General features: G+C 67.1%; 12 protein-coding genes. 5 read left to right on the top strand and 7 right to left on the bottom strand.

Going from position 1 to position 15,626, the window contains the following annotated elements:
- Positions 1–104: 104 nt before the first annotated feature.
- Complete coding sequence (locus OHA70_RS14640; RefSeq protein WP_328332699.1) at positions 105–3,095, top strand: hypothetical protein; 2,991 nt, start codon at positions 105–107, stop codon at positions 3,093–3,095.
- A gap of 159 nt (positions 3,096–3,254) precedes the next feature.
- On the opposite strand, the gene OHA70_RS14635 is transcribed toward OHA70_RS14640, so the two are convergent.
- Entirely contained in the window at positions 3,255–4,805 is a 1,551-nt protein-coding gene (locus tag OHA70_RS14635; RefSeq protein WP_328332697.1) for a glycoside hydrolase family 10 protein, read from the bottom strand.
- An 86-nt stretch (positions 4,806–4,891) separates the two neighbouring features.
- Between OHA70_RS14635 and OHA70_RS14630 the strand changes: the two genes are divergently transcribed.
- Entirely contained in the window at positions 4,892–5,404 is a 513-nt protein-coding gene (locus OHA70_RS14630) for a GNAT family N-acetyltransferase (RefSeq protein ID WP_328332695.1), read from the top strand.
- On the top strand, positions 5,401–6,459 hold the full coding sequence (pseI, locus tag OHA70_RS14625) for a pseudaminic acid synthase (RefSeq protein WP_328332693.1): 1,059 nt from the start codon (positions 5,401–5,403) through the stop codon (positions 6,457–6,459). The genes OHA70_RS14630 and pseI overlap by 4 nt, the downstream gene beginning before the upstream one ends.
- Here pseI and OHA70_RS14620 read toward each other — a convergent pair.
- The 3 genes from OHA70_RS14620 to OHA70_RS14610 are packed head-to-tail and all read right to left on the bottom strand — an operon-like array spanning position 6,440 to position 8,213.
- A complete protein-coding gene (locus OHA70_RS14620; protein ID WP_328332691.1) occupies positions 6,440–6,844 on the bottom strand; it encodes a hypothetical protein in 405 nt (134 codons plus the stop codon). The two genes, pseI and OHA70_RS14620, sit on opposite strands and share 20 nt — an antisense overlap.
- Positions 6,845–6,888: 44 nt before the next feature.
- Positions 6,889–7,398, bottom strand: a complete 510-nt coding sequence (locus OHA70_RS14615; RefSeq protein ID WP_328332689.1) for a MarR family winged helix-turn-helix transcriptional regulator — start codon at positions 7,396–7,398, stop codon at positions 6,889–6,891.
- Between the two features lie 53 nt (positions 7,399–7,451).
- Positions 7,452–8,213: a hypothetical protein gene (locus tag OHA70_RS14610; RefSeq protein ID WP_328332687.1), complete on the bottom strand. Its 762-nt coding sequence runs from the start codon at positions 8,211–8,213 to the stop codon at positions 7,452–7,454.
- A gap of 57 nt (positions 8,214–8,270) precedes the next feature.
- Between OHA70_RS14610 and OHA70_RS14605 the strand changes: the two genes are divergently transcribed.
- Together OHA70_RS14605 and OHA70_RS14600 are read left to right on the top strand one after the other, a co-directional pair.
- On the top strand, positions 8,271–9,224 hold the full coding sequence (locus tag OHA70_RS14605) for a glycosyltransferase family 2 protein (protein WP_328332685.1): 954 nt from the start codon (positions 8,271–8,273) through the stop codon (positions 9,222–9,224).
- 3 nt (positions 9,225–9,227) lie between these two features.
- Positions 9,228–10,712, top strand: coding sequence for a class I SAM-dependent methyltransferase (locus OHA70_RS14600; RefSeq protein ID WP_328332683.1), 1,485 nt, complete (start codon positions 9,228–9,230; stop codon positions 10,710–10,712).
- Positions 10,713–10,736: 24 nt separating this feature from the next.
- On the opposite strand, the gene OHA70_RS14595 is transcribed toward OHA70_RS14600, so the two are convergent.
- The 3 genes from OHA70_RS14595 to OHA70_RS14585 are packed head-to-tail and all read right to left on the bottom strand — an operon-like array spanning position 10,737 to position 15,590.
- Positions 10,737–12,443 (bottom strand): hypothetical protein, encoded by a 1,707-nt coding sequence (locus OHA70_RS14595; protein ID WP_328332681.1) that lies wholly within the window; start codon positions 12,441–12,443, stop codon positions 10,737–10,739.
- Entirely contained in the window at positions 12,436–13,266 is an 831-nt protein-coding gene (locus OHA70_RS14590) for a hypothetical protein (protein ID WP_328332679.1), read from the bottom strand. Before OHA70_RS14590 ends, OHA70_RS14595 begins: the two co-directional genes overlap by 8 nt.
- A complete protein-coding gene (locus OHA70_RS14585) occupies positions 13,266–15,590 on the bottom strand; it encodes a glycosyltransferase family 2 protein (protein WP_328332677.1) in 2,325 nt (774 codons plus the stop codon). The genes OHA70_RS14590 and OHA70_RS14585 overlap by 1 nt, the downstream gene beginning before the upstream one ends.
- Positions 15,591–15,626: the final 36 nt, after the last annotated feature.

Genomic DNA, 15,626 nt, shown 5'->3' with positions numbered 1-15,626 from the left:
GACCGTTTGTCAGCGCAGGTTGTGACAGCAGTTGTGGATTGCACTGAACTTTTCGTCGTCCGGGGCTCTCTTCCGTGTGCGAGGACGCGACCGAGAGGACATGTATGACGAGACCAGGACGGGCGATGGGGCTTGCCTCGCTGGCGAGCCTGCCGGTACTACCGCTCGCTTGGTTCATCGCGCTGCAGGACCACAAACCGTGGAGTTCGGGTGCTTATCTCGGCTACCTGCTGCTCGTGATCGCCGTCCCCGGCACGCTGTTCTGGCGCCGGCTGACCGGTGGTACCGGCTGGTTCACTGTGGACGCGGTGCTCGGCACCTCGTTCGGGCTGGCCGTCGAGTCTCTCGTCTACCCGATCGGCCGGTACTTCGACATCCCGCTGGCGGCCCTGCTGCTGCCGTCGCTCGCGTTCGGTGTCTACCGCGCCGTACCGCGAAGCAAGCTGCCGGTGAAGCAGACGCCCTGGTGGGCTCTGGCCGGCGTCATGGTCGCGGTCGGTGTGGTCGCGGCCTGGTTCGTCCGGGTCGGCTCACAGCTCATCCCGATCGACGGACCGGCCGCCCTGCGGTCGGACTCGGACGCCACGCGCAACCTCGCGCTGGCCGGCGAGCTGGCCCATCACTTCCCGCCGCAGATCCCCTACGCGTCCGGCCGGCCGCTGACGAGCCACTTCGGCGTCTACGACCACCTGGCGTCAGCGCACTGGATATCCAGCGTCGAACTCGATGTACTGACGCAGCGGATGGCGCCCTTCGCCTTCCTCCTCCTGACGGTGCTCGGCGCGGCCGCGGTTGGCGTAGTACTGACTGGCCGGTCTGTGGCGGCTCCGATCGCCGCAGGGCTGACAGTGGCCGCAGGGGATCTCGCTGCTTGGCCGTGGGCGGTCGACGCGCGCCTGTTCAACGACAGCCCGTTCTCGATGGGTTGGATCACCAACCCATCGCAGGCGTTCTCCACTGTGCTCGTGCTGCCGCTGATAGCCGTCACTGCGTTGCTGCTGCGGCGCAATGCCACACAGACGCGTGCACAGGTCATCGGCATGCTGGTGGCGGCTGCAGTACTCATCGCTGCGATCTCTGTGACCAAGGCGTCCGCACTACCCGTGTACGCCGCTGGGCTGGCTGCCGCGTGGGTCTATCTCACCGTGCGAGCCGGCCGCCTCAACCTGCGCGCGCTGGTACTCGGCGTGGGTGTCTTGGCCTGCTACGGGTTCACCTTCCTCGTCGTACTGCGGGGCAAGGCGTCCAACGTGGAGTTCCATCCGGCACGAACCTTCCGGCACATGATGGATGTGATGACCGCGCAGCACAGCACTGCGGCCTTGGTGGTGATCGCAGTGGTGATGGTGCTCGGCTGGCTGCTGCCTGCTGTGGGTGCGGTACTGATCCGGCGACGGCTGCCTCGCGATCCGATGGTGCTGTTTCTGCTGGTCGGTCTGGTCAGCTCTGTCATCGCGACTGGGCTGCTGTACGACAGTGGTCAGACACAGGTGTTCTTCGTCCGTACCGGCTTCATCTACGGCATCCTGCTCGCGACCTGGGGGCTGGGGTCGCTCGATCGGAAGCAGTACTACGTCGCTGCGCCGGCGCTGCTGATCGGGGCGGCGGCGATCTACTGGGGCCGCTACCGGTCAGAGGACTCGTGCACTAGCGCTAGCTGTTTCGCGCAGCCGATGGTGGTCGCGCTGGTCATCGCTGTCATTGGGGTCGGCCTCCTTGGGCTGTTGCTGCGGCTGAAGCGGCAGCGGTGGGCCGTGGTCGCGGTGGCGGTCGTGCTGGGGCTGACGGTGTCGCCGACGCTGGGGTCGCTGAAGGAGTTCGCGTCGCCGGCGCTGACGGCGTACGAGTCGATCGCACCGGGTGGGATCGAGGCGGCTCGCTTCATCCGGCGCAACTCCGGGCCTGGCGATCTGATCGCCACGAACATCCACTGCCGCGAGGCGGGCGTCTCTCGCTGCCTGACGGGCTCGTACTGGATCGCCGGGTATGCCGAGAGGCGGGTGCTGGTCGAGGGCTGGGCTTATACACAGCGGGTCGACGACAGCTATGTGGCGGACTCGAAGGTCCAGGGCGGGTTCTGGAATCCGGAGCGCCTGCGGCTCAACGACGAGGCGTTCACCGCGCCGACGCGGGAGATCCTGGAGACGCTGCGCACGCAGTACGGCGTCCAGTGGTTGCTGGTCGACGAACGCCTGGCGACGCCGCCGGCGGCCCTTGAGCGGTTGTCCGAACTGCGCTTCCACTACGGCACAGTCCGCGTCTACCAACTCTTCCCCCGCTCCACCGGCACCCCCTGCCCAACCCAAACCCCGTTCCCCACCGGCACCCAAACCCCAGGCGCCCAGCCATCCACCCCCGGCGCCTTCCCGTCCACCCCCGGCTTCCCGTCTTCCCCCAGCTTCCCGTCCTCGCAGCCGACTGGCTTCCCCTCCTCCCAGCCCACCAGCGGCCCACTCTCGTCGCAGCCCCCCGGCGGTGCCCCGTCGTCGACGCCGCCTGGCGGCTTCCCTTTGTCCCCGTCGACCACCGCCCCCTCCCGCCCAGCCGGCGGCGCAGCCCCCGCCGCACCAACCACCACCGCCCCCTCCCAGCCAGCTGCCGGCGCAGCCCCGGCTGCGTCACCCAGCACCTCCCCATCCCAACCACTCGCTGGCTCGCAGACGCCTGGCGGTTTCCCGTCCCAGCCACCCAGCGGATTGCCGACGTCGCAGCCGACAGGCGGGCAGCCGCCGTCCCAGACGCCGGGCGGGCTCCCCTCGTCGCAGCCGACCAGCGGGACGCAGACGCCCGGCGGGACGCAGACGCCGGGTGGGGTACCGACGCAGACGCCTAGCCCGTGCGTGTCTCAGCCACCCGGAGGGTTCCCGAGCCAGACGCCCAGTGGGTTCCCGTCCTCGCAGCCGACCGGCTTCCCGTCGTCGCAGCCGACTGGCTTTCCGAGCTCGCAGCCGACCAGCGGGTTCACCAGCTCGCAGCCGACTGGCGGGGTGCCCACTGGGAGTCTGACGCCCGGTGGGTTCCCGTCATCCCAGCCACCGACCGGCGTACCGTCGTCCAGATTCACCCCGCCAACTCCCCCAACCAGCGCCCGCTAACCCAGCCCTCGCGCCGCGCCAGCCCGTCTCGCACTACCACCATTTCAGGGGTCAACCCCGCAAGTGGTGGGTTGCCCCGTCAAATGCCGGGGGTGCAACCCACCATCTAAAGGGTTAACCCCTGAAATGGTGGCTGAGGTAAATGGTGACTGAGGTGCGTCAGCCCAGCGTCGGGAGCGGGAGGCTCTGGTTTGATGCGCGGTCGAGGGCTGTTACGGAGTACAGGTAGTAGTGGCCCTTCACCGCGGTCGTGTCGACGAAGGTGTTGCCGCGCAACGTGGTGAGCAGGTTGCGGGCGTCGTTGTCGGCACACCAGTCACCACCCGCGAGATCCCGACGGTAGATCGCGTACGACGTACTGTCGGCCGAGGTCCCCTTCCACTGCAACTGCACCCCAGCGGAGGTACGGGACGACCGCAACCCATGCACGGGCAGCGGAGCCCGCGAATCGAGCGACGGCATCGCCGGGACGAGCGCCGGACGCGTATACCAGTTGCTGTTGAGCAGTGTCGTCGCACCGAGCCGATCAGCCCGTACGTCCTTGGCGGAGAAGTAGATGTCACCCTTCACCTCGGGCACCGTGCTGTTGAACGCCAGGTGATCGCTCAACTCGGCCGGGTCCGACCAGTCGGGCGACTGCGTCGACGTACCGACCTTGTAGGTCGCCTGCCCGATGTACAGGTGCACGTCAGTACCGCGCACCTGCTCGGCCCACCACGGCACGATCTTGTTGTAGTCAGCCGGAGCGAACCCGCCCGCCCAGTAGACCTGCGGCACGATGTAGTCGATCCACTCTTCCCGCACCCACCGCCGCGTGTCCGCAGCGAGGTCGTCATAGGTCTGTACTCCGGCAGTGGTGTCCGACCCCAGCGGATCCGTCCCCTTGTTGCGCCACACGGCAAACGGCGAGATGCCGAACTTCACCCACGGCTTGGCCGCCTTGATCCGGTGCTGGAGCTCCTGGATCAACAGGTTGATGTTGTTCCGCCGCCACTCGGCCACCGTCGGGAAGCCGGCCCCGTACTGCGCATAGGTGGCCGCATCGTCGAACACCTGACCAGCAACCGGGTACGGGTAGAAGTAGTCGTCGAAGTGCACGCCATCCAGGTCGTAGTTCGAGACGGCGTCCATGATCGCGTCCTCGACCAGCTTGCGCGCAGCCGGAATGCCGGGGTTGTAGTAGAGCTTCCCGCCATACGTCACCACCCAGTCCGGGTGCAGCCGAGCAGGATGAGTCGGGATCAGCGCGTTGAGGTTGGTGCCCATCGAGAGCCGGTACGGGTTGAACCACCCATGGAGTTCCAGGTTGCGCTTGTGCGCCTCGGCGACCGCAAACGCCAGCGGGTCGTAGCCGGGGTCTCCACCCTGCGTACCGGTCAGGTACTGCGACCACGGCTCGACCTTCGACGGCCAGAAGGCGTCAGCGGTCGGGCGGATCTGCAGGATGACCGCGTTGTGGTGCTGCCTGACCGCATCGTCGTACCAGCCGAGCAGTTCGGACTTCTGCTGATCAGGGGTCAGCCCGGTCCGCGACGGCCAGTCGATGTTCACCACGGACGACACCCAACTCGCGCGGAACTGGCGCAGCGGAGTACTCGGGTTCGGAGTACAGGCTGAAACAGCGTCCGGGGGCACGGCCGCCGCGGTGAGGGCACCGGCCAGCAGGCAGGCTGACGCGCCCAGAAGGCCAACGATCCGCCAGACTCTCATGTCACTCTCCGACCGATATCGTGGATGAAGTCGAAAAATAGTTACACAGTTGGGCCCGGCGCAGAAGAGGTCGGTACGGTTGGGCCATGCTGCGCCAGGCCACGGACGAGGACGTCGACACCATCCGGGCACTGCGTAACCAGCAGGCCAACCGGGACGTCAGCATCACCACGCACGAGATCTCCGCCGAGGAGCACGCCGGCTGGTGGGCCAAGACGAGTGTCGATCCGAGCCGCCGGGTGCTGATCTACGAGCGCGACGGCCGGACCGCCGGGGTGGTGAACTTCTTCGACCTCGAGCAGGGCACCGGCGCCTGGGGATTCTTCCTCGACGCGGACGGCCTGGCCGAGACCGGCGAGACGCTGCCCGCCTGGATCGAGGTGATGAAGGAGGCCACCGGCTACGCCTTCGACACCCTCGGCCTCGACGAGCTGACCGGCGAGGTCCTCGAGCACAACACCGTCGTACGGCAGATGAACCGGCGGTTCCGCTTCACCGAGGGCGAGCCGGAGCTCCGGTACGCCGACGGCCGCGAGCTCACCGTGATCCCGATCAAGCTGTCCAAAGCCGACCGGCGCAAGCCGAAGGAGACCCGATGAGCGCCACCAGGACGATCGACTTCGGCGGCGTCCCGATCGGCCCGGAGCACCGGCCGTTCGTGATCGCCGAGATGTCGGGCAACCACAACGGTGACTTCGAGCGGGCGAAGGAGATCGTCCGCGCGATGGGCGACACCGGCGTCCAGGCGCTGAAGCTGCAGGCGTACACCGCGGACACGATGACGCTCGACGTCGACCTGCCCGCGTTCCGGCTGCCGGGCGACCACAAGCTGTGGGCCGACCGGCACCTGCACGAGCTGTACGAAGAGGCGCACACCCCCTGGTCCTGGTTCGAGCCGCTGTTCGAGCTGGCGAACTCGCTCGGCATGGTCGCGTTCGCGTCGCCGTTCGACCTGACCGCGATCGAGTTGCTCGAGAAGCTGGACGTCCCTGGCTACAAGGTCGCCTCGAACGAGATCGGCGACCTGCCGCTGGTCCGCGCGATGGCGGCGACCGGCAAGCCGATCATCATCTCCACCGGCTCCGCGACGCTGACGGACATCGATGCGGCCGTCCGCGCGGCCCGCTCGACCGGCAACGAGCAGATCGTCGTACTGTCCTGCACCGCGAGCTACCCGGCGCCCGCCGACCAGTCGAACCTGCGCGGAATTCCGGTACTCCGGGACGCGCTCGGCGTCCAGGTCGGCCTGTCGGACCACACGATGGGGATCGGCGCCTCGATCGCGGCGGTCGCTCTCGGCGCGACCGTGATCGAGAAGCACGTCACGCTGTCCCGCGACGACGGCGGCGTCGACTCGGCGTTCTCGCTGGAACCGCACGAGGTGCGAGCCCTGGTCGAAGGAACGACCATCGCCCACGAGGCCCTCGGCGAACCGATCATCGGCCCCAAGCAGGCCGAGCAGAACGTCCTGCGCTTCCGCCGCTCCCTCTACGTCACCCGCGACGTCAAGGCCGGCGAGAAGGTTGCCCCCGACAACGTCCGCTCGGTCCGCCCGGCCGGCGGCCTCCAGCCCGACGCCTACACCACCGTCGAAGGCCGGCCGTTCCGCATCGACGTACCAGCCGGAACGCCGCTCACCTGGGACGTGCTGTAAACCAGACCTTGGCGTCATCAGTTGCCCACAGCAACCATAAGGCCGACACCTCGAACACCAGCGAAACAGCCTGTACTGCGATCACCGCACCGTCGTAACCCGGCAACTCATGGAGCGTGATCGGCAGACTCGCATGCGCAAGCAACTGGATCGCGAGCAGCACGGTGAGGAAGGTCCGCTTGTGGGCCTTCAATGACCTGAGCCGGAACGCCAGCAACAACGGAATCAACACATGCGGAACCACCGACTGCAGCACCAAACTATTGGCCTGCTCATCGACCTTCTCCGCCGACCACCCCGGATTGTCCGCGAGCACGGTGCCGTGAATGACATCGCGATGAGTAAGCAGTAGAACCAACGCGACCAGATGCACCAGAATCACCACACCAACAGCCCACCGAACCAGCCTCAAGCTGCGGGGCAACTCACTCATCCCCGACCCTCCCCGCCATCCGGCACCGGATGCCGCCAGCGCGGCCGGCGATCTGGCGCCGGCTTCGGCTTCGTCCGGGCGCCCTCGCCACGCTCCGCCCAGTCGGCGACCAGCCGCTGCAACAAACTCGACAAGGTCGCGATGTCCTTCTGCGACCAGTCCGCAACCACCTCACCCAGGACAGCCCCGCCAACCGCCTGCAAGCTATCCAACTCACCCCGCCCGGCTTCGGTCACCTCAAGCAAACAGGTCCGCTGATCCTCAGGATCGGGCTCAACACTCAACTGCCCGGCATCTTCAAGTGCCTGCACATGCCGGGTGACCGACGACGGCGCCATCCCAAGCCGCTTACCGACCTCCCGCGGCCGCAACGGCCCATCGGCAGCCACCGCACTCAACACAGACACCCGAGCCAGATCAAAGTTAGCCACCATCCCCCGCTGAGCCGCGCCAACGAACCCGACCACAACCCCAGCCAACTCGGCCGTAGCTTTCGTTCGTTCCATGAAGGAACGATACCACTATGGACGGACGCTCGGCATCGCCACGATGTGCTGAACTACTTCAGCTTCTGCGCAGCCCGATCCCGTACGGTCCGGGCAAAGGCCAGGAAGTCCGCTTCGGACCCAACCGGCCCATAGGCCTTCACCTCACCCGCATAGCCGGATGCCCGGAAGAACAACATCCGCTCGACCCACGGTTTACCGGCCTTCGGATAGCTCCTGACGATGTACCGCGATCCAACACCGAACTCGTCCAGTGACCGCTCGACGATGGAGGCGTGCATCGCCCCCGGCTCGAGCGTGATCTGCTGACACTCGGGCGCCGAGTGGACCCGCAGATTCTGGTAGCGGTCGGCCTCCGCACCCGTCAGTTCGTACAAGATCGCGTTCACGAACGCGCCCTCTCCGGCACCCGCGATCGGCGCGTCGCCGATGGCAGCGGGAGTGTCCGAGCGAAAACCCGTCACCGAGCTCGGCGTATAACCACCACTCCGGATCATCTCCCGGCAACTTTCTGGCTCGACTTTCAGACCTTCCAACGGATCATCCCGCAGGCGCAGGCTGCGCAGATCGACGAAGAAGTCGCTGACTTCGAGCGCCTGACGCCGGTACGTCGTCTGCAGCGCGGCCTGTAGCTGGAAGGCGTCGAAACGGTACTGCGGAGCGTCGTCCGCCGGATCCGATCTCGGGGCGGCTGAAGGGCTGGGCGAAGGCGGGATGGAGGAGGTCTGTGAAGAGCAACCAGCGAGGAGCAGGAGTGCTGTCGCGACCGTCAGCAGGGCGGAGGGGCGGCCGGTGGGGCCAGGTGGGGGTTTCATCAGTGGAATAATCGCGGCGGACGATCCTGTGTTACCGGATCCGTGGGAAGGCTGGTTGTGCTCGTTTCTGTTGTCGTGCCGTGTTATCGGTCGGGGGCGACTCTTCCGCGGCTTGTCGACGACCTGACGCAGGTCTTGCCTGGCGCTACTACCGGGTTTGAGATCGTGCTGGTGGTGGACGGGAGTCCGGATGACACCTGGCAGGTTGCCAGCGAGTTGGCTAATAAGTACGACGAGGTCAGGGCTATGCGGCTCGCCCGCAACTACGGGCAGCACAATGCGTTGATCGCTGGGGTTCGGAACGCTCGGTACGAAGTGGTTGTCACGATGGATGATGATCTGCAGCATCCTGCGGATCAGGTGCCGGTGTTGTTGCGGGCGCTGACGGATGATGTCGACCTCGTGTACGGCGTACCGGCTGAGGAAGAGCATGGGTTTGCGCGGAGCTTCTCGTCGCGGCTGGTGAAGGGCGCACTGGCGTCGGCGATGGCGGTGCGGGATGCGCGGTCGATCAGTGCGTTCCGGGCCTTTCGGACCTTCCTGCGGGACGGGTTCGACGGGCTGGACGGGCCGCATGCCTCGGTGGATGTCGCGTTGTCGTGGTCGACGACGCGGATCGCGCAGACGACGGTACGGATGGAGCAGCGCGCGGCCGGGCAGTCGAACTACACGACCTGGATGCTGATGAAGCACTCGCTGACGCTCATCACCGGGTACTCCGTGGAGCCGCTGCGCCTGGTCGGGTATCTCGGGTTCATCTGCGCGGTGTTCGGCGTCGGGCTGTTCGGCGTGATCATCGTCAAGTACATCACCGGCGCGACGACCGTCGCCGGGTTCACCACGATCGCGTCGATGGTCGCGCTGTTCTCCGGCGCGCAGATGCTCGCGCTCGGCGTGCTGGGTGAGTACGTCGGCCGCCTGCACTCGGGGTCGATGGGCCGGCCGACGTACGTGATCCGCGAGCGCACCGACGTGGACGCCCATCCCGACATCAAGCGTGAGGCTGACTGATCCATGGAATACGTACTGTTCCCCGGCCGTCATCACGTGCTGACGCGCTTCCAGGCGGAGTTCCTGCGCCGGTACGACGCGACGATCGTCTGGGCGGTGACATCTGCCAACCACCACACCACCAAGCGCAACCCGATCCCGTTCGACCGGCGCGAGGCCGCGATCGAGCGGCTCAGCGTGGCCGTCGGGATCCGGTCGCTGGTGATCGGCGTCGTCGACACACCTCCGACGGACGACTTCGCCGACGTCACGATCAAGGCGGTCGAGGCCGGTACCGACGACGAGGTCCAGCTGGATCCGTCGAACACCTTGGTCGCGTGCTCGACGGCCGAGGTCGCAAAGCTGTATGAACAACTCGGGTACAACGTGATCGGGGTCGAGCCGGAGGATCAGCCGCGGCCCTGGGACGTCCTGCTGATGGTTGCCGCTGGCAATAATGACTGGCGCAAGCTGGCGCACCCGGCGACCGTCGACGTCTTCGATCGGTACCACCTGGACGCGCAGATCCAGCGCTGCGTCAACGACCCGGTCGTCGGCGACGACGGCGGGCTGACCACGACCCGCGACTACAAGACCTACGCAGACGCCTTCGAGACCGCAGCTGACCGGAAATGGCTGCAGATCAAGGACTTCGTCCGGCCCGGGCGCATCCTCGACATCGGGTGCGCGACCGGCGCGACGCTGCAGCTCATCGACGCTGATCCGCGGTTCCACGAGTCGGACCTGATCGGCGTTGAGGTCGCCCGGCATCTGTACGCCGAATGCGTGCACAAGAAGGAGCAAGGGCTGTTCCACAACCCGAACGTCTACTTCTACCAGCGCAACATGCTCGGCTCGGCCGTCTTCCCGCCGCGCTCGATCGACACGACCCTCACGCTGGCGCTGACCCACGAGATCTGGTCGTACGCCGATGGGTCGCGGCCGGCCACCGTCCAGCGCTTCGCCGACGCGCTCTTCGCGCACACCGCGCCGGGTGGGGTCTGGGTCAACTCCGATGTCTGCGGACCTGGTGAGCCGGAGCGGAGCGTAGTACTGGCTCTGGATGACAGCGACGGGTCGAACCCATCGACGCCTGTTGAGTTGGAGGCGCTGCAGGATCCGGCGGCCTACATCGCTGGGTTGTCCACGCGGGCCCGGTTCTTCCAGTTCGCGCAGGACTTCCGGCGGAACGCGTCGGTACTGTTCGAGTACTCCGAACGCGACGGCAAACTGGTACTGCGCCTGGCGGACGCGATGGACTTCCTGACTCGCAAGGACTACGTCGACAACTGGTTGAGCGAGACGCACGAGCAGTTCTGCGGACTGAACTTCGCGGGCTGGTCGTCGGTCGCCACGCAGGCGGGGTTCACCATCGACCCGGCGTCGAAGGCGTGGCGCAACGACTGGGTGATCGAGAACCGGATCGCTCCGGTCGCCTCACTCAGTACCGCCTCCGGCGAGCCCGTCGACTGGCCGGATACCCACCAACTGCTGATCGCGCGGCGTTAGTCGCCCCTGCTTCGGCCCTGGCGCTCAGAACCTGTTGCCGAGCTTCTTCTTCAAGCGTCGCTTGACCTTGTAGGCGAACTTGCGCGGGTTGCGGATCAGCGCCGCCTTGCGGATCAGGGTGGCGGCAGCGAAGGCGCGTGAGTTGCGGAAGCGAGTGCGCTCGGCGTTGGCCTTCTGCACCTGAAGGCGCATCTCCCGCAGGCGGGTCTCGCGCGTCTTGAGCGCCTTGTCCCGGAACCCGATCGTCCGCTCCAGCCCGAAGACATGCCCTTGCAGCTCGAACAGCTCATGCTTCGCCCGCTCGGCGTCTGCAAGCGCAGTCCGTACGTCGGGAGCCTGACCCTCACCTGTCCCGAGCGCAGCCGACAGCCCCGCAGCCAGCTCCTTGCCGCGAGCAACATCTTCCGCGGCACCACCCGACATCGCCAGCCAGGTGGTGATCAAGTCATCCCCCACCATCCACGGCGGCCAGGGGTGGCGCCGATGCCCGCCGATCAAGCGCTCATGGAACCGCGCCCAGGCAGCCGCGAGCAGCTCGGCCCGGCCAGCCTCGGCAACCCACCCGGACACCCCGAAACCAAACGAGTCGCCATCGACGGTGGTGTCATCCCACCGGAGCACGACCTGACCGGACTGGGCCAACGCCCACTCCCCGAGGCGCCCAGCCAGCGCACGGAAGGCCGGTACGTCCTCAGCCGCAGCCAGCCGGAAGAGCAGCGTCTCGACGCTGACACCACTGGAAACCGTGGGCGGGACCGTGGAGAGGTCGAAGGAGACAGCATCCGCCGACCGGGCGGTGGCTTCGGATGGTGGAGCCTCGTCAGACGCAGAGGACTCGACGATGGAGGTTGCCCAGACTGTCGGGGTGGCGGTGGCTGTTAGGACAGCCGGACCCGCCTGGGTGTAGATCGCGGGCTGGGTGGCGGCACCGGCTACGGCCAGCCAGCCGCTTGCTGTTGAGGCAAGCAGACCCGCTCGGGCTGCTGTGTCTGTCGCGTCGGCGATGGGGGCGAGCAGAGGTACCTCGGTGGATTCCAGCGCCTCGGCGGCCAGGCGCGCCGGAAAGGAGCCGGGGCGGGCGGCTGCTGCGGCATCCACTGCCAGCAAGGTGCGGTCGGCGTAAGCGGCGTAGACGGAGTGCAGGTCGAGGCCTACTCGGGCCAGCTCGGAAGCTAGTTGGACTGGGGAGACTGGGCGGGCTGGGTCGTCGTGGAGGGGGTGCCAGTCGTCGTCGCCGTGGCGGTTGGCGGGGAGGCGGGCGTCGAGGAGGTTGGTTAGGGAGAACTCGTTCTCCAGGCCCAGGACCACGACGGTGGAGGGAGTGCAGAGAGCAACCAGGGCGTCCAGGCGTTGGGGCCAGGTGAGATCTGGGCTGTCGTAGCCCAGCACCCGGTCCAGGCCGTCGACGGCGACGATCGCCTCGTACTCAGTACCGGAAAGCCCGTCGAGGGCGCCCGCGATGACCTGTAGGTCCGGGAACTGCTCAGACAAAGCAGACGCGTCGGAGACCGAGCGGACGAGCACCGTGGCCGCGGAGGACCTCAAAGCCACCGCAGAGATGAGGTCGGCCGTGTGCGGGCCGAGGATGAGGGTGCGTGCCCCAGCAGGCAGTACGTCGTTCAGCAGGGTCCGGAGCACCGGACCCCCGACAGCCCCACGCTTGCCGTTGTAGTCGCTCCACGGCTGCATCTCACCGCGAACCACCTCGACGGCCAGCTGGTTGTCAGACACGCTCTCTCCAATCGAACAACATCCGCAGTTCGGCGGGCGGCATCATCCACGGCACGCCCAGTTCCAGGTCGGTGGTCGCTCGCGCGGCCGCCAGGTCGATCTCCTTGCCGAGCATCTCCGGCCAGAGCCGCGCGATCCGCGCCTCGCCACCGAACAACGGGTTCTCGCCCGCCATCTGCATCGGATCGCCGTAGACAGCCGGCTCGCACCCCGCCGCGATCCCGTAGAAAACCGCGGTGGACAACCGATTGGCCGCCACCCGCTTGTGCTTGCGCAGCTCGGCGAGCTGCTTGTAGAGGAACCGCGGATCCGTCCCCTCGTAGGAGAAACCCCGCCGTCCGAAGGACACGACCCGGAAGCCAGCGTCCTCGTACGACTGCCGGATCTCCGGCCGGTCGTACTCCGTGTAGTACAGGCTGAATGTGACCGGCCCCGGTTCGGTCTCCCGGATCTCGTCGATCAGGCGCTTGTGATCACCCTCGATCTTGCCGCCCTCCCAACCATGGAAGAGGAACCACAAGGTCCCCTCCCGTTCCTCCTCCGGTACGACGCCAAGCGACGGCTCGAGGTCCAGCAGGTACAGGAACGGTGCTCCGATGCTGTGGTAGTTCCGACGTCCCAGCGCATGACCGCGGCGCCGCACAGCGTCACTCCAGGTGAAGCGCCAGGCGCCGTCGTAGAACTCGTGCACCGGGTTCCAGCCGTCGCCGATGTTCCAGCCGTGCTGGAGATAGCCGCGCATCCGCGGCGGATACGCATCGTCCAGCCCGGCGTACCGAGCCAGAATGTGCGCCTGCCCGTAGTAATGATTGTGGTGATGCATCAGCGAACCTCGACGTGAAGAGTGCCTGCGTGCGGCCGCACACCCAGCAAGTGACCATTCTGCTCGACCACCAACGGCAATCGGCTGGCCAGGAACGGCTCACACTGCACAGCCTGCGCCGAGCCGTCGGCGGCGACAGCGAAGAGCACCCAGTCCGCCAGGCTGGCCAGCGGGTCGACCGCGTGCGCGACCGGATTCTCCGGGACCAGTGCCGGCAGCTTCACCGAGGCCATCCAGTGCCCGTCCGACAACGCGCTCCGGCACGCGACGTCCAGGTGGTCGTCGGAGTCGTCGATGTACCGCCGCCAGCTGAAGCTGTGGGTGACATCGGTCAACGGCCCGCTGATCCGCAATTCGTTGCTCTCAGCAACGAGCAGCGCCCGCTCGGCGACCAGCCGGGCCGGCCCCTCGTGCAGGTTGACGTACCCACCGGTCGACCGGGTCAACGAGACCAGACGGCCTTGCTCCAGGTGGTTGACGGCCTGATCCTCGGCCGTCCACAACAACAGCTTCTCGGTCCCGTCGCTGCCCACCATCCGGAACGCCCAGGTGGTCCGCTGCGTGAACGGGTCGTCCGGGTTGGTCTCCGCGATGATCGGCGCATAAGGGATCCGGACGCTGAACCGCCGGTCGCTCGACAGTTCCACGGACAGCACCTGGTCCTGCCCGGACAGCGGCCTGGTCAATTGCAGCTGCGGGTTGTCCAGAGCGGCAGGCACGCGACCTCGTAGTACCAGGGCGTCTTCGAACTGCTCTACGGACGTCAACCGGCAAGGGTCGACCATCCGGCGCAGTACAAAGGCTCCATCGGCGCCCGGACCAGGCTGGACCCAGCTGTTCGCGCAGATCCAGCTGCCAGGCGGCCACCCCGGGCTGCCCGCCTTCTGCCCGCGCAGCTTGCCCTCCCGCCGCGCCTTCCCAGCCCTCATCCGTACTGCGAAATGCCCCGGCGCCCCAGTCGCGGACAGCCTGGCCAGCAACGGCTTGTCGAGATGCACCTCGAACCCGACCATCGCCATGTCCCCATGGGAGTCGGTCGCCTCGTACCGCCGTACCGCCAGCTGTGTCTCGGCCCCATCGACCACCAGCGCGATCCGCAGCGCCGACGAAGCCGCATCCGTCGCCAGATGCCGGATCTCCGCGGTGCCCTTGATCGCCAGCCCGCCATCTCGCCAGGCGACGTCCTGGACCGTGGTCGCGAGCGTCAGCTCCCGCGTCGGCAACTGGTAGAGCGATCGCGGGATCGCCGTGTTCGCCTCGTGCACGCCCGGATAGTTGTGCTCGAACTGGCGCCGCCGACCCGGCTTGGACAGCGCCCGCGCGCCGCCACGAAGGCCGCCCTCGTTGCGGAAATGCGCCAGGCGCCGGAGCAGGTCGACATCACCCGCTCGCAACGCGGCGTGCTGCAGCCGGTCGTACCCGTGCGCACGCACGAGTACCGAGCGATCCAGCCGCTCCAGGAACCCGGAGGCGAGCAGCACCAGCTCCTGCTCCTCCGACTCCGGTACGGCGCCGAAGGCCATCATCAGCGTCAGCATGTCGATCTGCGTGAAGTGCGAGTGCACCCGCCGCCGGATCTCGCCCAGGCCAGGCCCGCCGTTGTCGATCAGGTCCAGCACGAGCCCGGCCGACGTCACCCGGTCGGCCAGGTTGCCGAACTGGAACTTCTGTTGCGTGATCGACTCCCCGGACTCCCGCTCGCGCCAGTAGTAGACCGGCGCGGCGATGGCATCGACGGTGACCGCGTCCAGATGCGCCTGCAGGGTGACCGGATAGTCCTCGTACCGGATCGCCGGGAACTCGTAGCCGTGCTCGTCCCAGAAGGACCGCCGGTAGACCTTGTTCCAGATCATCCGGTCGAGGATCAGGTCGGGCGTCTCGACCACGTGGGTCGCGATCCGGTCCTTGGCGAACGGCAGCCGGTGGATCCACGACGGCCGGACGCCGGCGCTGTTGTTGAACCGCCGCGCGTTGCCGCCGGCCAGACAGGAACCGGTCTCGTCCAGAGTCCGGATCAGCCACTCGAACCCATGCCTGCTGACCAGGTCGTCGCTGTCGACGAAGGTCAGGTAGTCGCCCTGAGCCTCCCGTACGCCGGTGTTGCGGGCCGGCCCGAGCCCCTGGTTGTGCTGCTCGACGATCCGGAACCGGGAGTCGCGGCCGCAGAAGTCCTTCGCGATCGCGGCGCTGTCGTCCGGCGAGCCGTCGTCGACCAGGATCGCCTCGAAGTCGGCGAAGGTCTGCCGGGCGATCGACTCGAGGCAGTCCCCGATGTACTCCCCGACGTTGTAGAACGGAACAACCACGCTCAGCCGCGGCGTCACTACTGCGATATCTCCTCGGCTCAGTTCATTCGGTTC

The sequence above is a fragment of the Kribbella sp. NBC_00382 genome (assembly GCF_036067295.1).
Taxonomy (GTDB): domain Bacteria; phylum Actinomycetota; class Actinomycetes; order Propionibacteriales; family Kribbellaceae; genus Kribbella.
Note: the sequence above shows the minus strand (reverse complement) of the source record. Positions and strands in the feature narration are given on the sequence as shown.

Excerpts from the sequence above, each read along its gene's own strand:
- OHA70_RS14640 (WP_328332699.1), top strand. The coding sequence starts at position 105 with ATGACGAGACCAGGACGGGCGATGGGGCTTGCCTCGCTGGCGAGCCTG.
- OHA70_RS14635 (WP_328332697.1), bottom strand. The coding sequence starts at position 4,805 with ATGAGAGTCTGGCGGATCGTTGGCCTTCTGGGCGCGTCAGCCTGCCTG.
- OHA70_RS14630 (WP_328332695.1), top strand. The coding sequence starts at position 4,892 with ATGCTGCGCCAGGCCACGGACGAGGACGTCGACACCATCCGGGCACTG.
- pseI (WP_328332693.1), top strand. The coding sequence starts at position 5,401 with ATGAGCGCCACCAGGACGATCGACTTCGGCGGCGTCCCGATCGGCCCG.
- OHA70_RS14615 (WP_328332689.1), bottom strand. The coding sequence starts at position 7,398 with ATGGAACGAACGAAAGCTACGGCCGAGTTGGCTGGGGTTGTGGTCGGG.
- OHA70_RS14610 (WP_328332687.1), bottom strand. The coding sequence starts at position 8,213 with ATGAAACCCCCACCTGGCCCCACCGGCCGCCCCTCCGCCCTGCTGACG.
- OHA70_RS14600 (WP_328332683.1), top strand. The coding sequence starts at position 9,228 with ATGGAATACGTACTGTTCCCCGGCCGTCATCACGTGCTGACGCGCTTC.
- OHA70_RS14590 (WP_328332679.1), bottom strand. The coding sequence starts at position 13,266 with ATGCATCACCACAATCATTACTACGGGCAGGCGCACATTCTGGCTCGG.